The sequence below is a fragment of the Streptomyces sp. NPDC107654 genome, from assembly GCF_055639035.1.
In genome coordinates this window covers 80,681-107,093 of record NZ_JBVKBI010000026.1, presented here as the reverse complement: position 1 = coordinate 107,093, position 26,413 = coordinate 80,681, and the positions used below count along the sequence as shown (strand labels likewise).

The following is a 26,413-nucleotide window of genomic DNA, read 5'->3' as shown; positions in this document are numbered from 1 at the left end:
CCCGCGGAGCGGGTACCACATCGCTGCGCGATGTGCAAGCGAACCCCCCGCGCTGCGCGCGGGGGGTTGCGCTCCCGCTCCGCGGGAGCGCTGGCGGGTGGCTGCGCCACCCGCTCAACCGCATTGCTACGCAATGCGGTTGACGGTCCGTCCGCTTCGCTCCCGGACTGGGCGGGACTTCGTCTCGCTACCGGGCCGGCGGGTCCGCTGCGCTCCCCCGCCTGAAGGTCCTTCCGGCTGTGCCTCCAGGACCGTTAGGCCCGCTGGCGCGGGTCAGGCTGGCTAGAGGGTGGGGTTGCTTGTTCGTGTCGGAATCAGCGTACATGCTGCCTCAAGTTGATGCAGCATGTACCATTGGGAGAACTTGAGGACTCCCATCAGGGGGTGTCCTCAAGACAGTAGTCACTACTTCTTGTTCATGACAATACGCACAAAGTGGTAGACAGGAAATGCGAGACCTATAACTCCTATCGCAATAGGCGCAACTCCAGCCACTGCTAGAACATCTAAAGTCAAACTGCAAAATCCGAAGATTATCTCAATAATGCACCAAAACTTGTCACGCATCTATCTAGGTTCCTATTCTGTGAATGATTCATTGATATCAAGTCCCTTCTGGGTGCTTGAAGCTTGTGCAAGGACATGCTCCCCGCGCTTGTTAACTACTACTCTACGCTGGTCAGATCCCCAGGTCAATACCCTCCGTAAGGGCCAGAATGCCCTCTGTGAGAAATGTAGAAACGGCTTGGGGTGACCGCCCTACCTACAATTGCGGCAATCTCTCATTTCGGCTGAGAGGGTCTCCGCTGGTCATCCAGCTACTGATGCAGCATGTACCGTTGGCGTACGCCAGGCGTCACGTGGAGCTGCAAGAACTGACAGTCGCAGCACACATCTCACGGGGGAAGTGATCATGTTCTCAACGGGACGTAGTCCAGTTATTCTTCGTCCACATCAGCTGGACCAGAAAAGGAAATTCCGCGCTTGGTTTGGATCTGATTTCTCTGCAAGATCGTCTGTGCCCGCGCGCGGCTTCCGGGGGACCATCGTGTCGGCAACCGGGTCGGGCAAAACGATCACAGCGGCCTCGTGCGCACTGGAGTGCTTCCCCTCTGGACGCATCCTTGTCACCGTGCCAACACTGGACCTGCTCGTGCAGACCGCCCAGGCATGGCGCCTGGTCGGTCACCGGGCCCCGATGGTCGCGGTGTGCTCACTGGAGAACGACCCGGTACTCAACGAGCTCGGGGTGCGCACCACCACCAACCCGATTCAACTCGCCCTGTGGGCCGGGAAGGGGCCGGTGGTCATGTTCGCCACATACGCCTCTCTCGTGGACCGCGAGGACATCGACGCACCAGAGGGTCAGCGGAAGGTCCGCGGGCCGCTGGAAGCTGCTCTGGCGGGCGGAGACCGGCTCTACGGCCAGCGCATGGCGGGCTTCGACCTCGCCATCGTGGACGAGGCACACGGAACCGCCGGTGATCTTGGACGTCCGTGGGCGGCGATCCACGACAACACCCGGATCCCGGCGGACTTCCGGCTCTACCTGACCGCGACCCCGCGCATCCTCGCCGCACCCCGGCCGCAGAAGGGCGCGGACGGCCAGGAGGTGGAACTCGCGACCATGACCGACGACCCGAACGGGACCTACGGCGCGTGGATCGCAGAACTCGGGCTCTCGGAGGCGATCGAGCGCGAAATCCTCGCCGGGTTCGAGATCGACGTGCTGGAGATCCGCGACCCCTCCCCCGTTCTCGGGGAATCGGAGGAGGCGCGGCGCGGCCGGCGCCTGGCGCTCCTGCAGACCGCACTCCTGGAGCACGCCGCGGCGTACAACCTGCGTACGGTCATGACCTTCCACCAGAAGGTGGAGGAGGCCGCGGCGTTCGCAGAGAAGCTGCCGGAGACGGCTGCCGAGCTGTACGTCAACGAAGCCACGGACGATGACCTGGCCGCCGCCGGCAAGCTGCCGAAGTCCTCCATCGACGCCGAGTTCTACGAACTCGAGGCCGGCCGCCACGTACCCCCGGACCGGGTGTGGTCGGCGTGGCTGTGCGGCGACCACCTTGTGACCGAGCGGCGCGAAGTCATCCGCCAGTTCGCAAACGGCATCGACTCAGCCGGGCGCCGGGTGCACCGCGCGTTCCTCGCCAGCGTTCGCGTACTCGGTGAAGGGGTGGACATCACCGGCGAGCGGGGCGTGGAGGCCGTCTGCTTCGCGGACACCCGCGGCTCGCAGGTGGAGATCGTGCAGAACATCGGCCGCGCGCTGAGGCTCAACAAGGACGGCTCCACCAAGGTGGCCAGGATCATCGTGCCGGTGTTCCTAGAGCCCGGCGAGGACCCGTCCGACATGGTTGCCAGCGCCTCGTTCCGCCCCCTTGTAGCGGTCCTTCAGGGCCTCCGCTCGCATGATGAGCGTCTGGTCGAGCAGCTCGCCTCCCGCGCCCTCACCAGCGGCAAGCGCAAGGTCCACCTCCAGCGCGATGAGGACGGGCGGATCGTCGGGGCCGGCGGCGAGGGCGACGGCGAGGACCAGGAGGACGACACCGACGCCGCTGCCGAGTCCGCCCTGCTCCACTTCTCCAGCCCGCGCGACGCGGCGACCATCGCAGCCTTCCTGCGCACCCGGGTCTACCGGCCAGAGTCGCTGGTGTGGCTGGAGGGCTACCAGGCCCTGCTCCGGTGGCGGGCGGAGAATGAGATCACCGGCGTCTACGCCGTGCCCTACGACGTTGAGGTCGAGGTCGGGGCGACGAAGGCGTTTCCGCTTGGGCGGTGGGTGCACCAGCAGCGGAAAACGCTGCGGGCCGGGGAGCTGGAGGAGCGGCGCAAGGTCCTCCTGGACGCGCCGGAGGCCGGGATGCTCTGGGAGCCGGGCGAGGAAGCGTGGGAGGCCAAGCTGGCCGCGCTCCGGTCCTACCGGCGGGCGACCGGGCACCTCGCGCCGCGTCAGGACGCGGTGTGGGGCGAGGGCGAGGCGATGGTGCCCATCGGGCAGCACATGGCCAACCTCCGCAGGAAGGGCGCGAAGAACGGCCTGGGCAAGGACCCGGAGCGAGCGGCGCAGCTCACGGAGATCGACCCGGACTGGAACTGCCCCTGGCCGCTCAACTGGCAACGCCACTACCGCGTCCTCGCCGACCTCGTCGACGCCGACGGCCAACTCCCCGACATCGCACCCGGCGTGCTGTTCGAGGGCGATGACCTGGGCAAGTGGCTCGCGCGGCAGAGGAACCCGGGCACCTGGGCCCAGCTGTCGACCGAGCAGCAGGAGCGACTGTCCGGGCTGGGCGTGCAGCCCGCCGAGACGCCGCCTCCGGCCCCTGTAGCAACGCGTGTGACGAAGGGCCCGAGCAAGGCGCACCAGGCGTTTCAGCGCGGGCTCGCGGCCCTCACGCAGTGGGTCGAGCGGGAAGGCGCCCGACCTGTACCGCGCGGCCACGCTGAGGAGATCGCGGTCGACGGCGAGACGGAACCGGTGGCGGTGAAGCTGGGCGTATGGATTTCGAACACGAAATCGAGGAGGGGCCGGCTGGACGCCAACCAACTCGCCGCCCTCGCGGAACTGGGCATGCAGTGGGCGGGCGCGGTGCTGGCCGCCGATGCCACCACGGACAGCCCCTGACCGCTACGTCGTTGCGCAATAGGTGCTGAAACAGCGGGCAGACCACGTCATGCAGTGCATACGATCATCTGATCACTGTTGCTCTAGGTGACAGGCCAGGTGGGGGGCGAGCGGTGTACGTAGCCGAGGTGTTGGTAGAGCGATTTCGATCGTGCGAGCGGGCACAGATCCCGCTGCGGCCAGAAGTGACGGTGCTGGTCGGAGAGAACAACGCGGGCAAGTCTTCCGTGATCGATGCGCTCCGACTGCTCACAGACCCCCTGGACGGCCGCCGAATGCGCTACTTCGAGGAAGCCGACATCCTCACGGCCGCGGCCGCACTGGGCGGCCCCAGCCTGCAGATGGATGTGGTCGGCATAGGCCCGCAGCACAGCGGAGCGTATCTGGAGGCGCTGCTGCCCGAGGGAACCCCCGACAGCCGTACAGCGCGGTGGCAGGTGTCCTGGATGCCACCGCAGCCGGGCGGCCGCCGGGGAGCACCGTCTGGGCACAAGGCGTGGGCCTCCCCGTCACAATCGAGCCTCCCGCGCGCGGGGGTGTGCGGCATGTCTACCTGCCCGCGCTGCGCGACGCGGAGCGGGAGCTGGCCTCGGCGGGCGGGGACCGGGTGCGGATGATCCTGCGCGGGCTGCTGGGGGACGACGAGCAGGTCGATGCCTTCGTGGAGCGGATCGGCACCGAGCTGAAGAAGGTGGCGGCAGACCCGGATGTGGCCAGGGTCAGCGAGAAGATCAACGAGCCGCTGCGGGACCTGACCGTGGGTGCGCATCCTCAGGTGACTGAACTGGCCCTGGCCGAGCCCCCTTCGTATCGATCGCCCGGTCGCTGCGAGTGCTGCTGGGTGATGCCACCGGCCAGCCGTTTCCGCTATCGGCTTCGGGACTGGGCTACGCCAACGCCCTGTTCATCGCCACGGTGATGGCAGAACTGGACGCGGCAGCGGAGGCTGACCTGACCGTGCTGCTGGTCGAGGAGCCTGAGGCGCACCTGCATCCGCAGCTGCAGACGCTGCTGCTGCGCTATCTGCAGCAGCGGGCGCGGGCCTCGCGCCGCCGGCCTGCCAGTGACCCGTCCCAGCCTGCCGGGCATCTGCAAGTTGTGGTCACCACCCACTCCCCGATCCTGTCGGCTGCGGCCAGTGTGGAGAATCTGGTGGTCATGGCCCGGTGCCCGGCCGGGCTGTCCGACTCCGACGGCTGGCAGGCACGGCCCTTGCCCATTCCGCGGCTGCGTCTGAGCCCGGACCGGGTGCGGCATCTGGATCGCTACCTGGATGCCACGAAGAGTGCCCTGCTGTTCGCCTCACGGGCGATCCTGGTTGAGGGCATCTCAGAGCTTCTTCTACTGCCTGCCCTGGCCGAGCGTGTCCTTGCCGCCGGTGCTGGTGTCAGTGGCCCGGCGGCCCGGGAGGCGTCCGAAGCGCTGGAACGGTTCTTCGGGACCACCCGGGTGATCGTGGACGGCGTCGGGTTCGAGGTCTACCTGCGGGTGCTTCTGGCGCCCGTGGACGGTATGAGCCTGGGGCGGCGGGTGGCGCTGATCACTGACACGGACGTGGCACCCGATCAGCCGGAACCGCGCCGATTGCAGTCGCTGCGGGCGCTTCCGCTGCGCTGGGGCTCTCCTGGTGAGCTGTACCTGGCCGCGGCACCCCGGACGCTGGAACCAGCCCTGTGGTCGGCCGACAACATCGCTGCGCTGGAGGCTGCGTTCTTGCGCTGTGCGCCGCGCTCGCAGGAACGCTGGGAGCAGGTCGTTAAGGCGGCGGATCCAGCCCTGGCGTTCGGGGAGCTGTTCATCCCGAAGACCAACCGGACCATCACCGGCACAGACGGGGAGATCCTGAAGGGCACCGAGATCTCCAAAGGTCGGTTCGCCCAGGAACTCGCCGATGTGCTGGCCGATCCGACAGTGGGATTCACCGTGGCCGCCTACCTCGCGGACGCCATCCGCTTCATCACCGCCACCGACAGCACCGCTGGGGTGAGCACGCCATGAGCGAGCCGAGCCATCCAGGGGTGATGTGGGCCGACGCCGAGGCGCAGCAGAAGACCGCGACGGCCGCGGCCGCCCCCGCCTACATGCCCGCCTGCCCAGGCGCGGGCAAGACGCATGTGATCACCAGCCGGCATCTGCAGTCACCTAGGCAGCTGCTGCGCCAGGGTCGGGCCTTGATCTCCTTCACGCGGGTGGCGCGGGATCAGATGGCCCGCCGCTGCCGCCAGGCGGGCCGCGCCGACCTGGTCCAGGCACCGCACTTCATCGGCACGCTCGACTCGTTCTTGTGGGAGTTCCTGGTCAAGCCCCGGCGCGCGGCCGAGCCCGTGCCCCGGCTGGTGGAGTCGTGGGCGAGCATCAAGGCCCCGGTGGAGGGCGTGGACCGGGAGATCTCCCTGCACCGTTTCCCCATGGCCTTGGACCCGTCGCAGGATCCGGCGCGCGAGTCGGTGGTCTGGGACAAACTCGACTACGACACCCGGCAGCTCATCGAGGCCAGCGCCTACAGCCGACCGGCATGGCAGGAGAAGATCTTCGCCACCCGCAAGTCGTGATGCGAACAGGGCTACTTCACCGGGCACGAGGCGCGGGTGCTGGCCCTGTGGAACCTGCGCAACGCCGAGGCCTCCGCCAGATTGCTGGCCCCGCTGCGCTCCCGCTTCTCGGAAGCCGTCGTCGATGAGGCGCAGGACTGCTCCGCCGCCGACCTGGCGATCCTCCAGCTACTGCACGACGCCGGCCTGCCGCTGGTCCTCGTCGGCGACCCGGACCAGGCCATCTACCATCAGCTCAAGGGCGACGAAGCCGACGGGGTCCTGCTGTTGCTGCCCGATCCCGGGAGCGTCCAGCGCTGGGCCACCTCGGACCCAGCCACCGACGAGGTGCTGCGCATCTGGTACGTCGCCGTCACCCGCGCCCGCCGCCTGGCCGCCATCGCCCTGCCCGAGGAAGAGACCGAGGCACTGGCGAACCTGCTGGGTGGGCACCGGGTGCCAGTCCGCATCGCCTAACCCCTGTCCTGGGCCAGAGGTTTGGGACCGGGAATGTGTGGGCCGACGGCGGAACGGCGCCCACCGCCGTCGTACGGTGAGACACCCATCTGTGGTTGGCAAGGCCAGGATGGACATTCGTTGCCTCACCCCCGCGCGGATCGCGGAACACGAGACCATGGTGGAGTGACCTGCTACACCAGCCCTCTGCGGATTGCTCCTCTGCGAAGGGAGACGACTTCGTCGCTGATCTGCCGTATCGCGAGCCGCTACGGGCTGGAAGCAAAAGCGCTGCGGGCGTGCTGGAAGTGGCGCAACTACCCGCCTGGCCATGAGGGCGGAGGCGCGCGGGCCGACGCCGAGGTGCTGCTGAACGCAGCCGGGCGTCAGCTCCTGGAAGACCTGTGCGGCGTGGAGGAGGACGTACTGGCGCGGGCGTTGCCGTCCTGGGGAGAGGAGGACGCACGGCTGCGTGCCGAAGATGACGATCCGGTGGGGCTGTGGCGGACCGGTGGTGCGGTGGCCGGTCCCGTGGCGTTCGGCTGCCGGCTGTGCGCGGCCCGGCGCACGGGGACGGCTTTCCGGGCGATGCGGTACGCCTCGCGGTGGGATCGGGTGAGTGTTCGGCATGGGCGGTGGCTGCTGGACGCGGATGCCGACCAGCCGCTGGAGTATCTGGATCTGCGTGGCCTGCCGGAGGTGGTGGCGGCGCAGCGGCGGTGGGTCTCGGATAGGCGGCGGGCGGTACGGGCCGGCGCGGAGCCGGAGCGGGTGTTCGCGCTGGCGCAGGCGGTGGTGGCCCGGTGGTGGGAGCAGGCGCTGCAGTGGGAGCGGGAGACGATCTGGCCGCGGCGCCTGCACCAGGTCGCGGGTGGGGATGCCGGTGGTGATCTGGAGCGGTGGCGGATCGTGGGGCGGGACGCGGTCGTCTTCCCCGACCAGGCGAGGAGGGACTCTCAGCGGTAGAGGAAGCCGGGCAGCAGGGCCAGACCGATGTGCCGATCGGTTCCCGCGACGCAGGCATCCTTCTTGACGAACTTCTTGACGTAGCTCGCCCCCTCGGTGCCGCCGGAGGCCGGTTTGCCTTCGTCCAGGTAGTTCCGGGCGAACCGATAGTGGGCGCCCCGCCACTTGGACAACGACCGGTCCAGCGCGTGCCAGCCCTTCGCCAGTCGTTCGTCGGGTACGGCAGCAAGGACTGCAGCGAGCGGGCGATAGCGCTTGATGCTATCCCACGTGAACACCCGTAAATGGCCGATCGAGTCAAAAATGTCCGCCTTGCGCGGATCATAGCCGTAGACCGAGATCTCCATGGCGTGGTAATTCAGCGACTGGACGGCGCTGGCTGCGCCGGTGGCTTCCCTAAAAGACATGAACGCTTCGGGTGTGAGTGTCCTTAGGATGTGCAGCACACGGTTGAGATGCAGTGCGCACTCCGCGCCCAGCGTCAGTCGGGCGGCGGCCCACACGGGAAACTGCTCCGCCGCGACGACGACCTCCAGGGCGAGGTGCCGTACAAGGAAGAACAACAGCTCGCAGGACTGAACCACGCGCAGGAAGACATGCTCCTCGTGCTCAACGGAGCGCGGGAAGCGGGTGCACTCGGCAAGCAGAGCCGAGCGGCGGGCCAGGTCCGCTTCGGTCGACGCTCGGTCGATGACGTGGCCGACGGACGTGCCGAGGACCGGATCGACCAGCGTCCCCCTCACCGCGGTGATGCTTTGCTTCAGCCTGGCGATGCGCTCATCGGCGGAGTCGGGCCCCTTGCCCTGCGCCGAGGCGTCACGCTCCACGGCGAGCAGGTCTCCCAGAGTGACGTACAGCGCGCACAGCGCACCAATGGCTGGATCGTTGGGAAAGTTGTCGAGGAACCAGCCGTAGGCGTGCAGGCAGGTGTAACGGAAGTACTCCGGTATCTCCAGCTCCCTGCTGAGCGGGCGGGTCAGCAGCCGCACAACCTCTGCGTCCTCGTCGGTGCGCAGCGGTGAGAGGGCGTCGTGCGCGGCGGCGAGCATCTCGACCTCGTCGGGCCGCAGATGAGCTCGGCCGCGCAGCCGCTGGAGCTGTGCCAGTTCGTGCTGGTGAGGGAGCAGGACGGCATCGGTGTGCCCTGGGCGACGCTCGGGCGGGGCGACCTGAGGGGCCTCGGTCATATCTTCCGCCCCATTACAAGGTGCTTGTCCCAGCTGGAGCGGCGTACGACGCATTCGGTGAAGCCCGCCTTCCGCAGCAGAGCGGAATACTCCGCCGACGTGCGATGGCGGCCCTCCACCTCCACGTGCATGGCAAGGTTCATGGCGGCGGTGGCCAGCGGTCCTCCGTCGTCCTCGAAGAGCCGCTCCATCACCAGGACGCGCCCGCCCTCAGCGGATGCCTCGTATGCCTTGCGCAGCAGATCGAGGCAGGTCTCGTCCTTCCAATCGGAGAAGATGTACCCGAAGGAGAAGCAGTCCGCCGGCGGCAGCGGGTCCACGAAGAAGTCCCCGGGAGCGAAGGTGAGCCGGTCACCCAACCCGTGCTCTCTGCGAGTTCGTTCGAGATGTGGACCCACCTGGGGCAGGTCGAACACCGTGGCACGCAGGTCCGGGTATCGGTCCAGCGCTGCCACCGCGAACGCACCACTGGCACCGCCGACGTCGACCAGATGGCGGACGTCCGCCAGTTCCGCCAGCCGGGTGAGCTCCAGCGACGGATGGAAGCTTAACTGCCACATCGCTTCCAGGAAGGTCCGGGTCGACTCCTCGTCGTGGTAGATCACCTCGAAAGGAGACGGCGCCTCTGCGTCGACGGTCTCCTTCCCCTTCTCCAAGTAGTCATCCAGCTTGCGCAACTGGGTGGTCGTGTTGGTGACCAGATGACGCAGGAAACCGCCGATGTAGCGAGGGCTCCTGAGGTTGAACGCGGGCGCCAGTGCATCGGCGACCGCATAGGTTCCGTCGGCGCCGCGCTCGACGACGGACACGGAGGAGAGGAACAGCAGCAGCCGTTCCACTGTCTCCTCGTCGAGATTGCGCGCCGTGGCGACGGCTTCCGGTCTTGCCGGCCCGCCCTGGATCAGGTGCGTGAAGACACCGTGCCTGTCAGCCAGATAGAGGGCATGAGTCGAGAACAGTCCGAACATGGCTTGGTCAAGGATGTCGCTCATTGATTTCCTTGGTCGATGTCCCGTTACGCCGGCGACACGGCCGGCGTGCTTCGGCGGTGTGCAGGCATCGGAGAGACGGAAGTCGTGGACGGCCGTGTCGGCAACGGCGCAGGCATGGTCCGCCTTCAGGTCCCACACGCGCGCAGTTCCTCGATCAAAGTCGCCCGGTCGACGACGGCCTCCTGGTGCCGCCCGGCGGACCGGCCGACGCTGGTCAACAGGGCGGAGAGCACGCCCTGCTCCTGGAACGCATCATCCTGCCCATCGACCGTGCAGTCGTTGCTCGACGACGGATACGCGTCGAGCGGGGCATGGCCGTGAGCGTGGCGAGCTCCCTGCCACCGGTGTCCACCACGCTCACGTATCCGCCGCACTGATGTAATGTCAGGATTCGCCTGCGGGACTCCGTCTATCGGCCTCACGCGTACGACCACTGCGGCTCGGACACGATCTCCAGAACGGCGGCGCCGAAGTTGAGCCCGTGGCCGACGCTGGACAGCACAACCTTGTCGCCGAGTTTGACGGCGTTGCTCTCCAGCAGGTCGGCGAGCCCGGCGAACTGATCACCCGCGCCGAGGTGACCAAGGCGGCGGCCCAGTTCCCAGTTGGTCTGCTCAACCTCGACTCCGGCGACCTCCTTGAGCGCGTCCCAGTCGAAAAACGTGGCCCCGGAGTGGGGGTATACGAACCGGGCGACGTCCTTAATGTCGACGCCCGCCTCACTCATCGCCTCCAGCATCGAGGCCTGCTTGCCCGCGCCGAGGGCCCTGGCCACGTCCGCCACGTCGCCGCCGCCGATCAGGTACTCCTTGAGACGCTGTCGCAGGCTGACCGGCCATCCCTGTTCACCCGCGATGCCCTCCCACGGCCTCGTCCCCCGGTACGTGCCCTCGAAAGCGGTGTCGGCGATCACCACGGTGGACAGTAGTCGGGCGATGCCCGAACCGCGGGTCAGGACCAGCGCGGTCGCGCCGTCCCCGCGTGGCGCTCCCTTGTCCGAGCGGTACCGGTCGAACATCGGCAGGTGGTACTTGTCACTGGTGGTGATGAGCGCGGCGGCGGGTGCGGGGCGTGCGGCCAGGTGTGCCGCGACGAGGTCGAGCGCGCCGAGGCCACCGTTGGACGCCTGCTGGAGCTGGATCGCCGGGGCTCGGCCACCGACGGTGCGGGCCTGGATGTATGAGGCGGGTGTCCAGTGGTCCAGTCCCTGGAAACCGCCGCTGGTGACGTGCACAACGAGGGTGAAATCCTCGTCGGCGGCCCGGCTCCGGCTCACCGCGAGCCTGGCGGCGTCCACGGCCATGTCGGCGTGGCTCGCGTCATCCACGACACTGACGCTCACGAGATCGTCGGCCTCGCACTCGGCGGGGTCGTAGCGGCCCTCGGCCGCTGCCTGGTGGACGTCCTCACGTCGGCCCAGTCGGCACGCCGCCGCATCTACGTAAATGTCGTTCCAGAGCATGTTCACGTCTCCCTGGCCGGCTCGGCCGAAAGTGGTGTGGGTCGGGTGATGGAACGGTCCCGGGGCATGCCGGAGGTGGCGACGTCCGGGTGGCCTCAGCAGAGCGGTGCACCCGCCGGAAAGCGCCTCAGACTCTCGCCACGAGGCACCTAAATGCTGTCGAGAGCGAAGAAGGCCGGCATCGGGGGGCCGCACTGGTGCGGCGGGTGACCCGGGTGGCCTTCGCCATATCAGTCATCGTGCACATGCGCCCCCCGTGATCGCTTAACCAAGTCGACTTGGCACGCAGGGAGTTCGACGCTCGGGCGGCGGCCCAGAACGCTTCGTGAACCTCGGTGAACGAGCCGTTCTGACGGGCGGTGACCAGCGCGGTCGAGCCGGCCATCGCCCCAGGCTTGGCCAGGAGAATCTCCAGGTAGTGGTCGAGTTCGTCCCGGAAGTCGCCCCGGCGGGTCAGCCGCGGGTGCCGGGCGACGATCTCCCGCCGTTCGAAGACGAGGAGTTCATTGCCCCGCAACAGCATCCGCACGTTCTGACCGATGAAGCGGGCCGGCACCGAGTAGTGGCACTGCCGAACGGTGATCCGGCTGCTCCGGTCGACCTTCGGCGTCATGGTGATGCCGCACTCGAACTCCTCCAGCGCCAGCGGCGCCAACTGGTCCGTTTCGGTGAAGAAGTTGAAGCCGACAGTGGTCAGCCTGCCCGCGAGGATCTGTTCGTCCACGACCGCGTCGATCTCGGCGATCTTCGCGTTCAGCTCCTCCAGCGTGGTGACCTCGGGAACCGGGACCAGGTGGGTGCGGCGGAAGCGGCCGCCCTCGTGCTCGACTCCGCCCTTCTCGTGGGCGCCGTCCTCGCCAGGAATGCAGTAGAAGGCGTCGAAGCCGTAACGGGCCCGGAAGGACACCCATCGCTCGGACTCAATGCGGCTGCGGCCGGTGCAGATGCGATTGACCGCTGGTTTCAGATTGTCGTAGCGGATGTGCTTGGTCGGCACGCCTCCCAGGACGTTGAACGCCTCGACGTGCCGTTCCATGAAGGACTCTTGCGCCTGCGAGGCATAGATGCGGTGGACGGCCTTGCCCGAGTACGACAGTCGCAGCGTGAACAGGTGGCACTTGACGACCTGGCCTGCCAGGCGGACCCAGACGTCGGCGACATCGACCTCGGCTTCCTCGCCGGGAAGGTGGACCTGCGGGACCATGCCCGTCAGGTGCCGGCGGCCTTCCAGTACCTCGGCCTCGATCTGAGGGCGCCTGGCCAGCACGTAGTCACAGACCGTGGAGTACGACACCAGGTCGAAGTCGTACTCCTGGGCAAGACGCTGATGGATCCGGCGGGCCGTGTGCTTCTGCTTGCGCGGCGCACTCGCGTCTTCCCGCCGCATCGCGCGGATCACGGCTTGGCCGGGTCCAGGACGGTGACCCGTGGCACTGGCTTCTTCCGCGGAGGCGGAACAACAGACAGAAGGGCCTGCCTCACCGTCCGGCGATGGACTTCGTACTTTTCCGCCAGAACCCGCTGTGACAGTTCCGGATCAAGACGCTTGTCCCTCCGGATCGCAGCGAACAGTTCCGTCCGCGACAAACCCATCCCGGCCTCCCGACATGACCGTGATCAAGCAACACGGCCTCCGACATGACCGTGATCGACGCACAAACCCTGCCGTCGCCGGGCGGACGGAGCAGCGCATTCACTTCAAAGAGGGCAGGTCGTCGGTAGGCTGCCGCAGCCTCACTCTGCTCCCGGAGGCTCAGCGTTCACTCAAGTTCGCTCATCGAGTGCATCTCCGCAAACTCGTCGGCGAGTATGCCCATGACGACGAGATCGTGGTGTCGGCTGGCAGAGAACACGTGATCGCGCAGGCGCCCTTCCTCGGCGAAGCCAAGACGGCGATGCAGTGCCAGCGATGCCTCGTTGTGCGCGAAGATCCGCGCCTCGCACTTGTGGTATCGCCGCTCGGCGAACATGAATCGCAGCAGCATCACCACGGCTTCTGCCGCGTAGCCCTTGCGCCGGTGCCCAGCACCCATCGTGATGCCGTACTCGAACCGCCCCGCCCGCGGATCTGCGTAGTGGGAGCCGACAGCCCCGACGATCTGCCCCGTGTCCACGGCTTCGACGGCCAAAGTGAAGCAGTCACCATCGGACTTCGCGACAGCCTGTTCCTTCGCCCAGGCGCGGAACCCCTCGGCAGACCGAGGCGGATGCAGCAGGTCACCCGACCGCTCCTCATCGACGGCAAAGCCCACGAACGCCGTCCAGTCCTCGGGCTCGATACCGCGCAGACGTACCCGCTTACCAGTCCAGAACGAAGTCATCCCCTATTCGATCACGCCGCCAGATGCGATGCACAGGCCCTCCTGACCCTGGCCTGAACTGCCTTGTCATACCGGTGGAGCCAGATCAACTTCGTACGTCATGGAGCCACGAAACGCTGGTGCGCTGGCGCCCAAAGAAGTGCTTACAAACAACCGCACCATGCCCGGGGAAGCGGCCTACAACAGCCCCTCACCTCAGAAACCGGCGGCAGGCCGCCTTCGCCGACTGGCCGCACTGGCGGACTGGCGGACTGGCGGACTGGCGGACTGGCCAATAGTCAGCCCCGGTCCAGGAATTGTGTGATCAGGTCGACCACTACGGCAGGTGCTTCGAGTGGTGCGAGATGTCCCACGCATGGCAGCACTTCGAGGCGGGCGCCGGGGATGGCCGTGGCGAGTTCTGTGGAGTGGGGATGGGGCGGCAAGGCTTTGTACTCGGCGCCGGAAATCACCAGGGTGCGGTCTGCCCGCGTCGAGGTGCGGCCCTGGCACCGGCCCGATCGCCGCCACTGGGCGATCGCCCGCCGCAGCGTCGCTTGCCCGCAGGAGATGGCCTACTACATCGCCTACTGCCTGCCGAGACCACGCTGGACGAGCTGTCCGCGTCGCGGGCAGCAGGTGGGCCATCGAGGAGTGCTTCCAGAGCGCGAAGCAGGAATGCGGTCTGGATAACGGCCAGGTCCGCCGTTATCCCGGATGGCACCGGCACATGACCCTCGCGATGGCCGCTCACGCCTGCCTGACCGTCCTGCGGGCCCGCGAACTGGACGCCGGGAAAGCAGAAACGGATCCTCCCAGCTCATCCACCTCAGCCTCGCCGAGATCCGACGGCTGATCACCCGCCTCACCAACCGCCGGCCCCCACCCGTCGAGCACATCCTGCACTGGTCACGCTGGCGCCGCCGACGACAACACCAGGCCCGCACCAGCCACTACAAACGACGCAGACACAGCCCCTGACCTGGCCATCGGTCACCACAAACACCGTTGCAGTACTAAGGAAGTCCTCTTCCGTCTCCGTCTGATGCACCCCGAGATCACAATCGTCTGGGCCGACTCCGCCTACGCCGGCAAGCTCGTCGACTGGGCGAAACAGCACCTCAACCTGACGATCAAGCCGGTCAGCCCTCCCAAGGACGCCTCAGGCTTCGTCGTGCTGCCCCGCCGCTGGGTCGTCGAACCCAGTCTTGCGTGGATGATGCACGCCCGTCGACACGCGCGGGACTACGAGCGGCTCGTACAGCACTCCGAAACGCTGATCACCTGGGCCGCCACCCTCATGACCAGGCACCTGGCCCGGATAGGCGCCACCCCCAGCTGGCCGAGGAAACCGGCGTCGGGCCTCAGCTGACCCACAGGAAACCGTGACCCGGAGAACGATGGTCGTCAGTGGGGGCCAGATTCGAGGGCAGCGAGGCCGCCACGGACGGCAGCAGCCGTCTTGTCGAGCTGGTCTCGCTCCTGCACGCGCCAGTCAGCATCAATGCGGAATGGGTCACCTGCGAAGCGGGGGAAGACATGCAGGTGAACATGGAAAACTTCCTGGAAGGCTGCTTCGCCGTCCGCAAGGAACAAGTTGACGCCCTCGCATCGCAAGCTTGACCTGCGCAGTGCGCGTCCGAGCTGATGCGCCACTTTCCAGACCTGGACGCCGGCGTCCTCCTGGAGATCGTCCAGTCCCACCGCGTGCGCCTTGGGGATGACCAGCAAGTGGCCTGGAGTGACAGGCTGGAGAACCATGAAGGCGATCACTGAGTCATCCTCGTGGACGATGCTGGCGTCCGCCTGACCTCTCGCTATTGGACAAAAGATGCATCCGTCGTCCATCACAGCACGCCCCCTTAAGGCCCCGATTACACCGCGCCGCTCGCCACATCAAAAGCGGCACACAAGCGCGAGCGAACTTCACCCAATGGAGTCACTGAGTTTCTTCGAGCCGGGCCCCGATCAGGTGACGCCCGCCAAGTGCAACGAGCGAGGCCCGGTCAGTTGATCGAGATGTCTGACGTCTCAACCATGCTGCCCAGGGGCCTCGTTGGTCATCTATCCTGCCGCACTCGACCTGCCGCATGCGCTCGTGGAGTGGGTCACCATGCTCATCGTCACCCGTGAGGGCGACCGGCGCCGCAAGCTCCGCCCGTCCCAGCGAGCGATGGTGGCACTGGTGTAACTGCGCGAACACACCACCCTGGCGAAGATCGCTGCCGGGTTCGGGATCAGCGAGTCCACCGCCCACGCCTACACCAGCGCGGTCATCCACCTACTCGCCCAGCGCGCGCCGGGTCTGCTGAAGGTCCTGCGCGAGGCCGATCCCGACTTCGTCCTGCTGGACGGCACCCTCGCCGAGTGCGACCGGGTCGGCGACTCACGCGCGGACTACTCCCACAAGCACCGCCGGCACGGAGTGAACGTGCAGGTGGTCACCGATCCGGATGGCCGGCTGCTGTGGCTCTCACCCGCGCTGCCGGGCCGGGCTCACGACCTGACCGCTGCCCGCACCCATCGGATCATCCGCATCTGCGAGCGCCAGGGCGTCCCCATCCTGGCCGATCTCGCCTACCAGGGCGGCGGCCCCTGGCTGACCAGGGGCATCAAGCGCAGGCCCCTGCAGGAACTCACCTCCACCGAGAAGACCGTCAACCGAGCTCTGGCCGCGGCACGGGCACCGGTCGAACGCGGTGTCGCCCGCTTGAAGTCCTGGCGGATCTTCCGCAGATCCCGCCGCAGTCCGAACCGCATGACGTCAATCGCCAAAGCAGTCCTCACCCTGGAGCGGCAACGCTGAAGAAGCTCAGTGGGTTCATCGGCCTGGACACCGTCACCCTCGGCATCATCCCGCTCGGCGCACACACGCCGTTCTCCCCGAAGCACGGGTTCTGGATCATTGACGAACGCCTCGTCGTCGCCGACACCTGGAACGCCGAGCTATGGCTCGACGCCGCGGAGGACGTCGCCCACTACCGCAAGCTGTGGAACCTGATGCAAGAGTCCGCCGTCTTCGACCACCAGGCCCACCGTCTGATCGCCCGCGCGCGGGCCAGCCTCACCCTGTCGTAGGCAATCCCCGACAACGCCCCTGGCCGTGTGCGCAATCCCGCGCAATCGACACGCCGGCCCGCAACTGCCCTGCTTACGGTCAGTTCATGGCGACACACCCTCCCCTCGCCCTGGCGCGCGAGGGACAAGCCTGGCTGCTCTCCTGCGCTCCCGACCCAGCCGCGATACAGCGCGCGTGGGGTGCCGGGCGACTGGCCGCCATCCCGGCCGGCCCGCACTGGCGGGTCGCCGAGGCATCCCTCGCCCGCTCTCTCGAAGCGTTCCGCCGGATGGACGCCGCCCCGAATGGCCCGGTCCCGGCGGACACGTACCGCGCGCTGGCTTGGTGGCTGCTTCCTCCGAGTCTCGCCGACAAGCTGGAGGACGTTGCCGGCATCACCGTGCACCCTGCCGGGTGGCTGCTGGAGTGCCCGCCCGTCGTCCACTTCCTGGGCGGCAGGTGGTGGCTCGATATGCCAGACGACACCGGCCAGCTCACCGACCCAACCCTGCTCGCCGCCGCATTCGGCCCCGGCGGCTATCGATCGGAAGGCGAAGCGCTCGCATGACGACCGCCGGTAACGGTATCGGTGACTGCGCTCCAGAGTTCATCACGGACGCGGGCGGAGACGCTGCCGACGAAGATGCGGGGCACGACCTCACTGGTCCAGCGGCTGAGAGCGTCGCGGAGGAGAGCTCCTGCGACGGGGCTGCACGACGTTCTAGGCCGGCAGCTTCAGCACGAACGGCACCGCGCCCTCAGGGTCGTTGGTGAACATGTAGTACACGAAGCCGCCCCGCCTGCCGACGTCGAGGACCAACTTCCCCGTCACGCCCTGACCCGGCCGGTATTCAGTGTCCACGTCGTCTCCTTCGCCGACACCTTCCAGCGTGGTCGATTCCTGGCCGGCGGACGTCGAGTCCGACCACATCAGGTTGCCGTACGTCTCCACGCGAGCCGATGACTTCCCGATGTTCTGGAACGTGAGCGTCACCTCGACGTACTGGCCGTGCTTTGGCTTGTTCGACGTGCCGATATCCGCCGGCGTTACGTACTTCGCCCCGACGAAGGTGACGCTCATCTTCCCGGTAGGCTTGTAATTCTCCCCGTGCTCGTCGGTTTCACCGACCTCGTACGTGCCCGTCCGGCCGACGCTCAGCGCCGATGCGGAGGAAGGGGACGGAGATGACGTAGAAGACGCCTGAGCGGGCGTTTGAGCCACTTCCTGCGTGGCTGGTGCCTTCGCTGGAAGCGTCTCGTTCTCGCTCTCCGACGAGCATCCCGTCAGTACGACGGCAGACAGCAGCGCGGCCGGCACAACGGCACGGCGGATGTAGGTGCGCATGGTCCATCCCCCCATGAGTCGGTGGCTCTCCCTGGCCACACAGAGACGCCAGCGTAAGGTACAGATGCAGGAGATGGAGACGCTGTGGCGTGGCAAGGCAGCACGCGCAGGAGCCGCCTCCCAGCCGCCTCTCAAAGGACTGGCCGCGCGTTCGCCGGCGCATCATCCGCAGGGGCGCCCACGACGCCATCGGCGCCGCAGTCACCGGCCTCGCCCAGGCCGGCCTCGCCCAGGCCGTCCCCGCCCTGGCCGTCGGCCTCGGGCCGGACCGGTCGTCGGAGAAGCAGGCCGTCGTCCTGACCGCAGTCACGATCGTCGTCGGCATGTGGGGCCGCACCCAGGTCACCGCCCCGGTCTCGGCCCGCGCCGTACAGACGGCCACCGAGCCGACCGGCGTCCGACCCGATGACGTTACGGCACGCCGGCCGGCGTCCGGCAGCGACGGCAGCGTGTCGTCCCCACACCACCAAGGAGCGGCACGCCTCGCACCCTTGGCGGCCTGCAAGGTGCAGGAGCCGTCGCTGTCCCGGCTGCTGCATCTCGTGGCGGCGCGGCGGGGCAGAGGTCTCCGGGTGCGGCACTACCGTCATGGGGGTGACGGGAAGCGACGCCGACCGGCAGTGGTCCGAGTCCATGCCGGCGGCCTATGAGCAGTACCTCGTACCGGTGGTCTTCCGGCCCTTCGCCGAGGACCTGACCGCCAAGGCGGCGGCACTCCACCCTCGACGCATCCTCGAACTGGCAGCGGGAACCGGCGTGTTGACAGCGAGCCTGCTCGCGACGGCGCCCTCGGCCGAAGTGACGGCCACCGACCTGAACGAGGCGATGGTGGCATTCGGGGCGGCCCGTGCCCCGGGTGCGGTGTGGCGGCAGGCCGACGCGCAGCGGCTGCCGTTTATGGACGGGAGCTTCGACCTGGTGGTCTGCCAGTTCGGCGTGATGTTCTTTCCCGACCGGGTCGCGGCCTTCACCGAGGTCCGGCGGGTGCTGACCTCGGGCGGCCGGTTCTTGTTCAACACCTGGGGCCCTTTGGGGACGCACGCTTTCCAAGACGCGACGCAGGCAGGGCTGGAGCGGGCCTTCCCGGACGACCCACCACGGTTCCTCCGGGCCGTCCCGCACGGCTACGCCGACCCCGCTGTCGTGGTCGCCGATCTGACGGCTGCCGGGTTCACTGTCGAGGAGGAGCAGGAGCTGACGCTTCAGGGCCGGGCCGCGTCGACCGCCGACCTCGCCACCGGGTACCTGACCGGGACACCGGTGCGCGCGGCCGTTGAGGAGCGCGGCGTCGGACCAGCTGTCCGGGCGGCTGTCATCGCGGAGATGACGTCCCGACTCGGCCCCGGGCCGGTCACCGCCCCGATGACGGCGTACGTCTTCCGCGCCGCGGCTTGAAAGCAGGACGCGTCGGCGTCGAACCTCGGCGGCGGGTGGTGGTGCCCTGGTGTTCCCGCCGACCGCGGCGCCGGCCGGTCGACGCCTTGCGCGGCCGGCGCCTCTCACGATGCGTCGTACGTCGTCGCTCTCCTCACCCTGCACCATCGAATGGGCTCGAAACCCGGCCGACCCCGGTGCATACGCTCACGCGTGGGCCATGGCTCGACGGCGAAGTTCCTTCTTGTCGGGCTTGCCCACGTCCGTCAGCGGCAGCTCGGTGGGGAAGACGATGCTGGCCGGCTCGTACATCGAGCCGCGTTCGGCGCGCACGAAGGCGCGGAGCTCCTCGGCACTGGTCTTGGCTCCGGGGACGAGCAGTACGGCCGCGTGGACACGCTCCATGCGGTCCTCGTCCCGGACGCCGTAGACGGCGCTCTGCAGGACCTGGGGGTGCCTGTTGAGCAGATCCTCCAGTTCGGTCGTGTACACATGGCCGCCGACAACGACGATCATGTCCTTGAGACGGTCCACGACGGTCAGGTAACCGTCGCCGTCCCGGTATCCGATGTCACCGGTATGCAGCCAGCCGTCCTGGAGGACCTGGGCGGTGAGCTGCGGTTGCTTCCAGTAGCCCTGCATGACCATGGCGGAACGCACGACGATCTCGCCGTGTTCGCCGTCTGGAAGCGTGTTCCCGCCGGCGTCTCGGATGGCGACCTCGACACCGTCCAGAATCCTTCCCGCGCTGCGCAGCCGCTCGGGCCGGGCGTGATCCTCCGGGGAGAGGACGCTGATCAGCCCCGCTTCGTTCTGTCCGTACCCCTGCATCAGCACCGGCCCGAGACGGCGCACCGCGTCGGCGAGTCGCGCCGGAGAGGCCTGGCAGCCGCCGTAGAGCACCTGGCGCAGAGTGGAGGTGTCGGTGTGCTCCATGCGGGGGTGGTCGAGCAACTGGTAGAGGAGGGGCGGCAGCAGCCACAGGTGGGTGATGCGCTCACGCTCGATGGTCTCGAGCACCTGCCCCGCCTCGAACTCGTCGAGCAGGACCACGGCACCGCTTGCCTCGAGCACGGCGTCCGTGAGCATGCCGGCCGCGTGGGCGATGGTGGTCGCGACGAGCTGGCGGTACGAGGAGGCTGCGTTGTTGTCGGCGTTGTTGTCGAGCGGGCGCGCGGTGCGCTGCGCCTGCACCTGTCGGTAGGTGGTGCATATGCCCTTCGGGTGGCCGGTGGTGCCGCCGGTGTGCCGGATGGCGCAGATGTCGTCCGCCTGCGCCTGGCTCACGAAGGGCTCGTCGGACTGGGCCGCGGCCAGCGCCAGCAGATCCTCACCCGTTTCGGTCGGGCCGAGTACCAGAACCGACTTGACCGGCACGGACTCGGTGATCTCGCTCGCCCGGTCGGTCATCCGCGGATCGACGACGAGTGCCCGGGTCTCCACATCGCGCACGATCGCGGCCTGCACATCCGAAGCGAGCTTGCTGTAGAGGTGGTTGACCCGCGCCCCTATCAGATTGGCCGCGTATCGCACGGCCAGAGTTTCCGGCAGGTTGCCGCTGAGCAGGGTGATCGTCTGGCCGCGCTCGATTCCCTGCCCCTGCATCGCCCAGGCCATCCGGTGCACCAGGCTACGCAACTCGCCTGCGCTGACACGGCGGTCTCCGTACACCAGTGCCTCGTTGCCGGGGTTCTCCGACAGGGCGTCGAGGATGTGCTCCACATGACTGCGGAAGTGGGGGGCGGCGTTCGGCATGTCTGGTCCTTCTGAGCCCGTGAGCGCGGGTCGGGTGGTGGTCGTCCATAGGTGGGGGACGGAAGCCGGCGCCTCCTGACCTCGGTCATGACGGGCCTGCTCCGCGTGGAAGGCCGGGCAAAAGGTTGCCTGGGCCAACCATGTATCGACTCTATGACGTCATGGCGAAAGTACCAACTCCGGTGTCACGCTTGGTCAGGAGGCGCGGCCGGACTGCTGCATGTTCGGGTGACAGCGGGGGGTACGAGTTGGGGCGTGACTGCGGGCGGGGCGCGTCTGCCCTGCTCGTGGCCTGTTTCAGGCGGCTCCAGCACGATCCACGGGACCGTTCGCTCCTCTCCTTCGCCGCTCGCGTTGCCGTCCTCGTACAGCACCCCCTTGAGGTGTCGACCGCGGACCTCGAACCGTCCGGTGCCGTCCTCGCGCTCCGCCCGCGTGCAGCAGCCGTAGCGCACGGCCAGGATTACTGGCGGGAGGGGGTTATTCCAACCGTGCACTATTCCGTCTTGCCCGTCCGCGTTGGGGCCAGCGGATAGCTTCGTCGGCGAGGACCGAGAGCAGGTGTTACTCAGTACCGAGAGCTTCTGTCCGGCCAGGGTTCGATCGTGCACGTTTCACCTTCGCGCTGCGCTCAGCCCGCGACCGGGTGGTCCCGTTATCGGCGTGCTGCCCGTGGGCTGGCCTGTCCGCCCACGGCACTGACTGCAGCGGCGTTGGACGGCCCGGCCGCGTAGTCCGGCAGATCGACGCTGCTGATCTGCTTGCCCATCTTCAGCATCTTGCCGAGGATCCAACGCCGGTTCAGTAGCCCGTTGCGCACCCGTAGCCCGGTCGCGGTGCCGGGCGCCAGGAACGGGCCGGTGCGGTCGCCGCCTTTCTGGCAGCCCTGGGCGTAGTCTCGCAGGGTGCGCTCGTAGCGGGGGAAGGCGGTGCGGTGGTCGCCGCGGGCCCGGGCCAGCTCGCCGGCCAGAACGTACGCCGCCACCACGGCGGTGCCGGTTCCCATGCCGCCGATGGTGGCCCCGCAGGCGGCGTCGCCGAGCAGGGCGATCCGGCCGGAGGACCAGGCGGGGACGTCGGCCCGACTGATCGAGTCGAAGTACAGCTCCGGGGCCTGCTCCAGGCTCTCCAGCAGGCGGGGCACCTCCCAGCCGAGGCCTGCGAAGGCGTCCCGGATCAGCTTCTTCTGCTGCGCCACGTCATGGCGGTCATAACGGAGTTCGGCCGAGGCGAAGACGAAGAAGGCACCCGCCTTGGTCGGGTCGCTGTGGTCGGAGCCGACGGCGGCAAGCCGGCCGGGGGCGTTGAGGCCGACTGAACCGAGCGGTAGGCACAGGTAGTTGGGCAACTGCCAGGTGGCCGCGTAGTAGCCGAGGTGGCGGACGTAGCGCTCCTCTGGGCCAAAGGCGAGCCGTCGGACATTGGAGTGCAGCCCGTCGGCGCCGATCACCAGGTCGAACTCGCGTGGCGCGCCGTTCCTGAAGGCCACCCGGACGCCGGTGGGCGTCTCCTCCAGGGCGGTGATCGAGTCGCCGAAGAGGTACTCGGTGCGTGGGAGGCTTCGCTGGTGCAGCACCTGGGCGAGCTCCCCGCGCGGGACCTCGACGTCCCCGCCCGCGAAGTCCGCCGGCAGATGGAGGATCTGGCGGCCGCGCTGGTCGATGAATGTTATCGGGCTGCCGCCGGTGTCGAGCGCGCGCAGCTCGTCGAGGACACCCATCCGCTCCAGCACGGTCAGGTGGGTCTTGCCGCGGAAGTCGACCGCCTGGCCGCCGCCGCGCAAGGCGGGCGCCAGCTCGACGACGGTGGTCTCGAAGCCGTACCGCCCCAGCCAGTACGCCAGTGCGGGCCCGGCGATGCTCGCGCCCGAGATCAGGACCTTCGTGCTCACGTGAACCACCCCATCTGAGCTTGTTGAATAACCGTGTCCAGCGGACACAATTTATGGCTGTGTACGCTAGACGCAGTTAGGTCGTTTCGCAAGGAACAGGCGGAGATGAAGCGGGAATTGGGTGAGGAAAACGAGGCGGTGCGGCTGCTGTGGGGACCGCCCGCCAAGCCGTCCCGGGGACCGAAGCCCGCGCTGAGCCTGGCGCGGATCGCCGCGGCGGGCGTCGAGATCGCAGACGCCGAGGGCCTCGGCGCCGTCTCGATGCAGAAGGTGGCCGGGCTGCTGGACTTCACCAAGATGTCGCTCTACCGCTATGTACCCGGCAAGGCGGAGCTGGTCGCGCTCATGGTGGAGGCCGCGGTCGGCGGACCGCCGCCAGTCGTGGAAGGGCTCGGGTGGCGCGAGCAACTCACGGACTGGGCAGCAGAGTTGACGAGGTCGTTCACCGAGCACCCATGGCTGCTCGACGCCACCGTCGGCCCGCGGGTGATGGGCCCCAAGGAACTCGGCTGGCTGGAGCGAGTGGTCGAGGCCTTGGACGGCCACGGGCTGACCGGCCCCGAGCGGATGGACGCCGCGGTGCTGCTGGCCGGGCACGTCCGGAGCATCGCCGAGCAGGCCCGCGCGGCCCGTCCGGGCAGTTCGCCCGAGACAGACCTCCTGGCCGTACTCGGCCCCCTGGTGTACCAGCACGCGGACCGCTTCCCCGCGCTCGCCACGGCCATTGCCTCACAGGACGGCCGGGATCAGGCGCTGGACTTCGGCCTGGAGCGGATCCTCGACGGTCTGGAGGCCCTGATCACGCGCCGCGCCGGGTAACTCGGGGAAGATCAGCCGTGACTCATTTGAAGTGGCGCCTCCTCGGCGGCGGTCTCCAGCCGCTGCGTCCTGGCGCTGACCAGTCCTACTCGCGCACACACTGCCCCCGGCCGACCAACGGCGCGAGCACGCTCACATCCGTAGTGAGAAGGGCATCCGCTGGGGCGGCTGACCAGTGGAAGCCGCGTGACCCCGCAAACAGCACCGGCGACACTGCCGCCATGACCGTTGATCGCGAGGCACTTCAGGCCAGCTGGAACCGGACCCGTGGCCACCTCGACGCCGCCCGCATCCACCTGACGGTCCTGCCGATCGTCGACCTGTCGGTGACGCGCGAGTTCCTACAGCACAACGAGCTGGGACTCGCCTTCGACTGTCCCGTCGATCTCGGTGACGACCTCGACCTGCCGCTCACCTTCTGGTATCACCTCGACCGAGCAGCTTTTGAGATGCGGCTCTGCAGCGATGCGCTGCACAAGCCCCACCTCACGGCTGCCGGCCTCTGCCGCCGCCGTCTCGCAGCCGACGCCGAGAAAGAATGACCCGCTTACCTCGGAGCATTGGGCTAGGAGTTCGATCCGAGCTGGCTCCGGCGGTCGTCGTCGACGGGGGACAATTCTTGGATGAGCACACAACCCCAACGCACCAAGCGCAGCGGTCCGCAGACCGCTTCCGTCGTGGCCGACCTGCCGTTCAAGCCTCAGCTCGTCAAAGCGGTGTTCAGGGACGTGACCTCGTTGCACGTCTCCCGGCCGGCCGCCTGGACCGCCGCGTCGGTTACACGGACCGTGCTGACGGAGATCATCGACGGCGCGAGAAGCGCGGCGGCCGAGGAGGCCAGGAAGAGGCTGGTTCCCAAGGACCTCATCTCGGCGATCGACCGGAACGTCGAGGTGGAGGTGGGATCGGAGTGGTACCTGCACAGCCCGACCTTCCATGGCCTGTTGGGCGAGGTGCGCAACGCCGATGGTGCGCTCGTGTCTCTTCGTGAGCGCCGCGGGGCGCGTACACCGAGTGGTGTGGCTGGTGCCCACCGGTTCGAGGCCGGGATGAGAAGGCTGCTGGGGAACCGGGGGGTGAGGGCGGTCCCGGCGATGGTCCGCGACCTGGACGGAATCGCGAGCGTGTTCCTGACGGCCCTGGCCCGGGACGCGGCCATGGTCGTCCGTGAGGGCGGGGTCAAGCGGTTCGGGACGGTCAGTCTGGCGGTGCCGGGCGAGCCGGCCCCGGCCCCGCTGCTCAAGGACCCCCTCCTCGCCCTGTCCAACCGCCGCGGGGACAGGCGGACTGTTGGCGGGAACGACGTCCTGGCCGCCGTCACAATGCAGCTGTTCGGCGATCTCAGGCAACGCGCCATCACAGAGGCAGTCGAGATGACACGGAACACGCCGGCCAACTGATCGGGCCCGCCCCTGCGCTCTGCCCACGGTTCCCCATGTGCGCGGCCCCCTGAATCTGCCGCCCGCATTCGGCTCCGGCCGGCTCGCGAAACAGGGCTCGTCGTATGGGCGCGGACCGCCGACCGCAGGCACCTCACGGGAAGACCTCCCTTTGCACTGTGTGTCAGCGGTGCGTGAGGTGCGAGGCAGGCGGAACCGTCCACAGCGTACGGCGCGCATATGGAAGTAACTCATATTGCGTGTGCTTGTCAGCCTGGCGTAAGCGCACCTCTTCTTCGGTGCGGGTTTCGCGCTGAAGGCGCTGTGGTGGATCGCGGTGATCGTGCTCGTCGTGTGGCTGCTGGGCTTCGTCGTCCGTTCTGCGGACAGCGGTGGCCGCAAGGGCCGCTGGTACCGCTGGTACCGCTGGTCTGGCAGTCGCTAGACGCCAGGCGCGACAAGCGCGCCGCCCTGCGCAAGGTGATGAGGCCCGGCCGTATACGGCCGGGCCTCACTCGCGTGACGACACTTCCTATGCGGGCGGTCGGGAGGAATCGGGCGTATCGCAGGGTACGTGAGTGATGCGCCGGCCCCGCAGTGGGGGCATAGCGGCGCACACCCCGATCCGGCAGTCGTCGATCTCTCCTGAGGTTCTGGTGTACTGCCGGCCCACTCCGGCCGAGGTGGTGCCCTTCTTGATGAACCCGATGTCGTCGATGATCAGCACTCCGTCCGGCCCGAGCCGTTCGGCGATCTAGGCGCGAACGTCGTCACGCAGCGCGTCCGCGTCCCAGACACTGCTGTTCAGTAGCCGCTGAAAGCCGTCCGGGGTTACGGTGGCCTGCCCATTCCGCGAGCTGCCAGCCGTTCTTACGTGTCGCCCGCCCCAGCAGACCGGGGACGTGGTCGCGCATCCGCCACCGCAGATCCGCCCGAGCAAACCGGCCCGCCACCCGGGCGAACGCCGACTCCAACTCATGTGCCCAGTCAGCGACTTCAGTCATCCCCTCCATACCCAGGACAACGACAACCACCAGCTCAGGACACGAACCGCTGCTGGAGTATGAGAACGGTTAACACAATGACTGAACTTGCCTGTGGGTGATGAGGCAGCAGGCCAGTTTGAGGAAGGCTTCATGAATGTCGGCCTGGCGTTCCCAGCGGACCCGGAGTCGGCGGGAGCCGCGCAGCGTGGCGCTTCTGGGCGCCGCGAGTATCCGCCAAGACGATGTACGTCTGCTGAGACGTCTGCTCAAGGCCGTTCTGG

The 26,413-nt window shown here is 67.9% G+C and carries 24 protein-coding genes and 7 pseudogenes; 18 read left to right on the top strand and 13 right to left on the bottom strand.

Annotated features, from left to right (window positions below; genetic code table 11):
- Positions 1-913: 913 nt before the first annotated feature.
- The 7 genes from ACZ7N4_RS32900 to ACZ7N4_RS32870 all read left to right on the top strand — a co-directional run bounded on the left by ACZ7N4_RS32900 (position 914) and on the right by ACZ7N4_RS32870 (position 7,584).
- Entirely contained in the window at positions 914-3,631 is a 2,718-nt protein-coding gene (locus ACZ7N4_RS32900) for a helicase associated domain-containing protein (protein ID WP_471365878.1), read from the top strand.
- A gap of 113 nt (positions 3,632-3,744) precedes the next feature.
- Positions 3,745-4,248: an AAA family ATPase gene (locus tag ACZ7N4_RS32895; RefSeq protein WP_471365874.1), complete on the top strand. Its 504-nt coding sequence runs from the start codon at positions 3,745-3,747 to the stop codon at positions 4,246-4,248.
- On the top strand, positions 4,170-4,550 hold the full coding sequence (locus ACZ7N4_RS32890; RefSeq protein WP_471365891.1) for a hypothetical protein: 381 nt from the start codon (positions 4,170-4,172) through the stop codon (positions 4,548-4,550). Before ACZ7N4_RS32895 ends, ACZ7N4_RS32890 begins: the two co-directional genes overlap by 79 nt.
- Positions 4,463-5,629, top strand: a complete 1,167-nt coding sequence (locus tag ACZ7N4_RS32885; RefSeq protein WP_471365871.1) for an ATP-dependent nuclease — start codon at positions 4,463-4,465, stop codon at positions 5,627-5,629. The genes ACZ7N4_RS32890 and ACZ7N4_RS32885 overlap by 88 nt, the downstream gene beginning before the upstream one ends.
- Positions 5,626-6,183: a UvrD-helicase domain-containing protein gene (locus tag ACZ7N4_RS32880; protein ID WP_471365867.1), complete on the top strand. Its 558-nt coding sequence runs from the start codon at positions 5,626-5,628 to the stop codon at positions 6,181-6,183. The genes ACZ7N4_RS32885 and ACZ7N4_RS32880 overlap by 4 nt, the downstream gene beginning before the upstream one ends.
- Positions 6,184-6,219: 36 nt before the next feature.
- On the top strand, positions 6,220-6,639 hold the full coding sequence (locus ACZ7N4_RS32875; protein WP_471365861.1) for a UvrD-helicase domain-containing protein: 420 nt from the start codon (positions 6,220-6,222) through the stop codon (positions 6,637-6,639).
- Positions 6,640-6,804: 165 nt separating this feature from the next.
- Positions 6,805-7,584: a hypothetical protein gene (locus tag ACZ7N4_RS32870; protein WP_471365857.1), complete on the top strand. Its 780-nt coding sequence runs from the start codon at positions 6,805-6,807 to the stop codon at positions 7,582-7,584.
- Here ACZ7N4_RS32870 and ACZ7N4_RS32865 read toward each other — a convergent pair.
- The 6 genes and pseudogenes from ACZ7N4_RS32865 to ACZ7N4_RS32840 form a co-directional block, all read right to left on the bottom strand.
- The gene (locus ACZ7N4_RS32865; protein WP_471365854.1) at positions 7,575-8,771 is read right to left on the bottom strand and encodes a hypothetical protein; all 1,197 of its coding nucleotides are present in this window, start codon (positions 8,769-8,771) and stop codon (positions 7,575-7,577) included. The two genes, ACZ7N4_RS32870 and ACZ7N4_RS32865, sit on opposite strands and share 10 nt — an antisense overlap.
- Complete coding sequence (locus ACZ7N4_RS32860) at positions 8,768-9,901, bottom strand: methyltransferase (protein ID WP_471365851.1); 1,134 nt, start codon at positions 9,899-9,901, stop codon at positions 8,768-8,770. The genes ACZ7N4_RS32865 and ACZ7N4_RS32860 overlap by 4 nt, the downstream gene beginning before the upstream one ends.
- A 280-nt stretch (positions 9,902-10,181) precedes the next feature.
- Positions 10,182-11,225, bottom strand: a complete 1,044-nt coding sequence (locus ACZ7N4_RS32855) for a ketoacyl-ACP synthase III family protein (protein ID WP_471365848.1) — start codon at positions 11,223-11,225, stop codon at positions 10,182-10,184.
- 127 nt (positions 11,226-11,352) lie between these two features.
- Positions 11,353-11,880 (bottom strand): Mu transposase domain-containing protein, encoded by a 528-nt coding sequence (locus ACZ7N4_RS32850; protein ID WP_471365888.1) that lies wholly within the window; start codon positions 11,878-11,880, stop codon positions 11,353-11,355.
- Positions 11,881-12,636, bottom strand: a pseudogene (istA, locus tag ACZ7N4_RS32845) (IS21 family transposase); the annotation flags it as partial.
- A gap of 349 nt (positions 12,637-12,985) precedes the next feature.
- Positions 12,986-13,546, bottom strand: coding sequence for a GNAT family N-acetyltransferase (locus tag ACZ7N4_RS32840; protein WP_471365845.1), 561 nt, complete (start codon positions 13,544-13,546; stop codon positions 12,986-12,988).
- 465 nt (positions 13,547-14,011) lie between these two features.
- Here ACZ7N4_RS32840 and ACZ7N4_RS32835 point away from each other — a divergent pair.
- Together ACZ7N4_RS32835 and ACZ7N4_RS32830 are read left to right on the top strand one after the other, a co-directional pair.
- Positions 14,012-14,381: pseudogene (locus ACZ7N4_RS32835) on the top strand (IS701 family transposase); the annotation flags it as partial.
- Positions 14,382-14,507: 126 nt separating this feature from the next.
- Positions 14,508-14,879, top strand: a pseudogene (locus ACZ7N4_RS32830) (transposase); the annotation flags it as partial.
- A gap of 53 nt (positions 14,880-14,932) precedes the next feature.
- Here the strand turns inward: ACZ7N4_RS32830 and ACZ7N4_RS32825 are convergent.
- Positions 14,933-15,373: an HIT family protein gene (locus ACZ7N4_RS32825; protein ID WP_471365885.1), complete on the bottom strand. Its 441-nt coding sequence runs from the start codon at positions 15,371-15,373 to the stop codon at positions 14,933-14,935.
- A gap of 208 nt (positions 15,374-15,581) precedes the next feature.
- Between ACZ7N4_RS32825 and ACZ7N4_RS32820 the strand changes: the two are divergent.
- The 3 genes and pseudogenes from ACZ7N4_RS32820 to ACZ7N4_RS32810 all read left to right on the top strand — a co-directional run bounded on the left by ACZ7N4_RS32820 (position 15,582) and on the right by ACZ7N4_RS32810 (position 17,151).
- Positions 15,582-16,331: pseudogene (locus tag ACZ7N4_RS32820) on the top strand (transposase).
- Positions 16,244-16,603 (top strand): Scr1 family TA system antitoxin-like transcriptional regulator, encoded by a 360-nt coding sequence (locus tag ACZ7N4_RS32815; protein ID WP_471365883.1) that lies wholly within the window; start codon positions 16,244-16,246, stop codon positions 16,601-16,603. Before ACZ7N4_RS32820 ends, ACZ7N4_RS32815 begins: the two are co-directional and overlap by 88 nt.
- A gap of 86 nt (positions 16,604-16,689) precedes the next feature.
- Complete coding sequence (locus tag ACZ7N4_RS32810; protein WP_471365843.1) at positions 16,690-17,151, top strand: hypothetical protein; 462 nt, start codon at positions 16,690-16,692, stop codon at positions 17,149-17,151.
- On the opposite strand, the gene ACZ7N4_RS32805 is transcribed toward ACZ7N4_RS32810, so the two are convergent.
- Positions 17,121-17,237, bottom strand: coding sequence for a type I-E CRISPR-associated endoribonuclease Cas2 (locus tag ACZ7N4_RS32805; RefSeq protein WP_471365838.1), 117 nt, complete (start codon positions 17,235-17,237; stop codon positions 17,121-17,123). The genes ACZ7N4_RS32810 and ACZ7N4_RS32805 overlap by 31 nt on opposite strands.
- 67 nt (positions 17,238-17,304) lie before the next feature.
- Positions 17,305-17,928, bottom strand: coding sequence for a DUF4352 domain-containing protein (locus ACZ7N4_RS32800; protein ID WP_471365832.1), 624 nt, complete (start codon positions 17,926-17,928; stop codon positions 17,305-17,307).
- Between the two features lie 89 nt (positions 17,929-18,017).
- Here ACZ7N4_RS32800 and ACZ7N4_RS32795 point away from each other — a divergent pair, with 89 nt between their 5' ends.
- Positions 18,018-18,578, top strand: a complete 561-nt coding sequence (locus ACZ7N4_RS32795) for a hypothetical protein (RefSeq protein ID WP_471365827.1) — start codon at positions 18,018-18,020, stop codon at positions 18,576-18,578.
- Positions 18,517-19,323 carry a class I SAM-dependent methyltransferase gene (locus tag ACZ7N4_RS32790; protein ID WP_471365822.1) on the top strand — a complete coding sequence of 269 codons (807 nt, stop codon included), beginning with the start codon at positions 18,517-18,519 and terminating at the stop codon, positions 19,321-19,323. The genes ACZ7N4_RS32795 and ACZ7N4_RS32790 overlap by 62 nt, the downstream gene beginning before the upstream one ends.
- Positions 19,324-19,509: 186 nt before the next feature.
- Here ACZ7N4_RS32790 and ACZ7N4_RS32785 read toward each other — a convergent pair whose 3' ends face one another.
- Both ACZ7N4_RS32785 and ACZ7N4_RS32780 read right to left on the bottom strand, forming a co-directional pair.
- On the bottom strand, positions 19,510-21,057 hold the full coding sequence (locus ACZ7N4_RS32785; protein WP_471365819.1) for an AMP-binding protein: 1,548 nt from the start codon (positions 21,055-21,057) through the stop codon (positions 19,510-19,512).
- 655 nt (positions 21,058-21,712) lie between these two features.
- Positions 21,713-22,948: an FAD-dependent monooxygenase gene (locus ACZ7N4_RS32780; RefSeq protein ID WP_471365814.1), complete on the bottom strand. Its 1,236-nt coding sequence runs from the start codon at positions 22,946-22,948 to the stop codon at positions 21,713-21,715.
- 105 nt (positions 22,949-23,053) lie between these two features.
- Between ACZ7N4_RS32780 and ACZ7N4_RS32775 the strand changes: the two genes are divergently transcribed.
- From ACZ7N4_RS32775 to ACZ7N4_RS32760, 4 genes and pseudogenes are all read left to right on the top strand, one after another.
- On the top strand, positions 23,054-23,767 hold the full coding sequence (locus tag ACZ7N4_RS32775) for a TetR/AcrR family transcriptional regulator C-terminal domain-containing protein (protein ID WP_471365811.1): 714 nt from the start codon (positions 23,054-23,056) through the stop codon (positions 23,765-23,767).
- Positions 23,768-23,988: 221 nt separating this feature from the next.
- Positions 23,989-24,309 carry a MafI family immunity protein gene (locus tag ACZ7N4_RS32770; RefSeq protein ID WP_471365807.1) on the top strand — a complete coding sequence of 107 codons (321 nt, stop codon included), beginning with the start codon at positions 23,989-23,991 and terminating at the stop codon, positions 24,307-24,309.
- A gap of 81 nt (positions 24,310-24,390) precedes the next feature.
- A complete protein-coding gene (locus tag ACZ7N4_RS32765; RefSeq protein ID WP_471365804.1) occupies positions 24,391-25,167 on the top strand; it encodes a hypothetical protein in 777 nt (258 codons plus the stop codon).
- Positions 25,168-25,429: 262 nt separating this feature from the next.
- Positions 25,430-25,591 (top strand): annotated as a pseudogene (locus ACZ7N4_RS32760) (DUF5670 family protein); the annotation flags it as partial.
- 135 nt (positions 25,592-25,726) lie between these two features.
- On the opposite strand, the pseudogene ACZ7N4_RS32755 reads toward ACZ7N4_RS32760, so the two are convergent.
- Both ACZ7N4_RS32755 and ACZ7N4_RS32750 read right to left on the bottom strand, forming a co-directional pair.
- A pseudogene (locus tag ACZ7N4_RS32755) lies at positions 25,727-26,150 on the bottom strand (transposase); the annotation flags it as partial.
- 69 nt (positions 26,151-26,219) lie between these two features.
- Positions 26,220-26,336: pseudogene (locus ACZ7N4_RS32750) on the bottom strand (IS5/IS1182 family transposase); the annotation flags it as partial.
- Positions 26,337-26,413: the final 77 nt, after the last annotated feature.

Excerpts from the sequence above, each read along its gene's own strand:
- ACZ7N4_RS32825 (WP_471365885.1), bottom strand. The coding sequence starts at position 15,373 with ATGGACGACGGATGCATCTTTTGTCCAATAGCGAGAGGTCAGGCGGAC.
- ACZ7N4_RS32840 (WP_471365845.1), bottom strand. The coding sequence starts at position 13,546 with ATGACTTCGTTCTGGACTGGTAAGCGGGTACGTCTGCGCGGTATCGAG.
- ACZ7N4_RS32900 (WP_471365878.1), top strand. The coding sequence starts at position 914 with ATGTTCTCAACGGGACGTAGTCCAGTTATTCTTCGTCCACATCAGCTG.
- ACZ7N4_RS32790 (WP_471365822.1), top strand. The coding sequence starts at position 18,517 with ATGGGGGTGACGGGAAGCGACGCCGACCGGCAGTGGTCCGAGTCCATG.
- ACZ7N4_RS32770 (WP_471365807.1), top strand. The coding sequence starts at position 23,989 with ATGACCGTTGATCGCGAGGCACTTCAGGCCAGCTGGAACCGGACCCGT.
- ACZ7N4_RS32800 (WP_471365832.1), bottom strand. The coding sequence starts at position 17,928 with ATGCGCACCTACATCCGCCGTGCCGTTGTGCCGGCCGCGCTGCTGTCT.
- ACZ7N4_RS32810 (WP_471365843.1), top strand. The coding sequence starts at position 16,690 with ATGGCGACACACCCTCCCCTCGCCCTGGCGCGCGAGGGACAAGCCTGG.
- ACZ7N4_RS32865 (WP_471365854.1), bottom strand. The coding sequence starts at position 8,771 with ATGACCGAGGCCCCTCAGGTCGCCCCGCCCGAGCGTCGCCCAGGGCAC.
- ACZ7N4_RS32880 (WP_471365867.1), top strand. The coding sequence starts at position 5,626 with ATGAGCGAGCCGAGCCATCCAGGGGTGATGTGGGCCGACGCCGAGGCG.
- ACZ7N4_RS32775 (WP_471365811.1), top strand. The coding sequence starts at position 23,054 with ATGAAGCGGGAATTGGGTGAGGAAAACGAGGCGGTGCGGCTGCTGTGG.
- ACZ7N4_RS32855 (WP_471365848.1), bottom strand. The coding sequence starts at position 11,225 with ATGCTCTGGAACGACATTTACGTAGATGCGGCGGCGTGCCGACTGGGC.
- ACZ7N4_RS32765 (WP_471365804.1), top strand. The coding sequence starts at position 24,391 with ATGAGCACACAACCCCAACGCACCAAGCGCAGCGGTCCGCAGACCGCT.
- ACZ7N4_RS32785 (WP_471365819.1), bottom strand. The coding sequence starts at position 21,057 with ATGCCGAACGCCGCCCCCCACTTCCGCAGTCATGTGGAGCACATCCTC.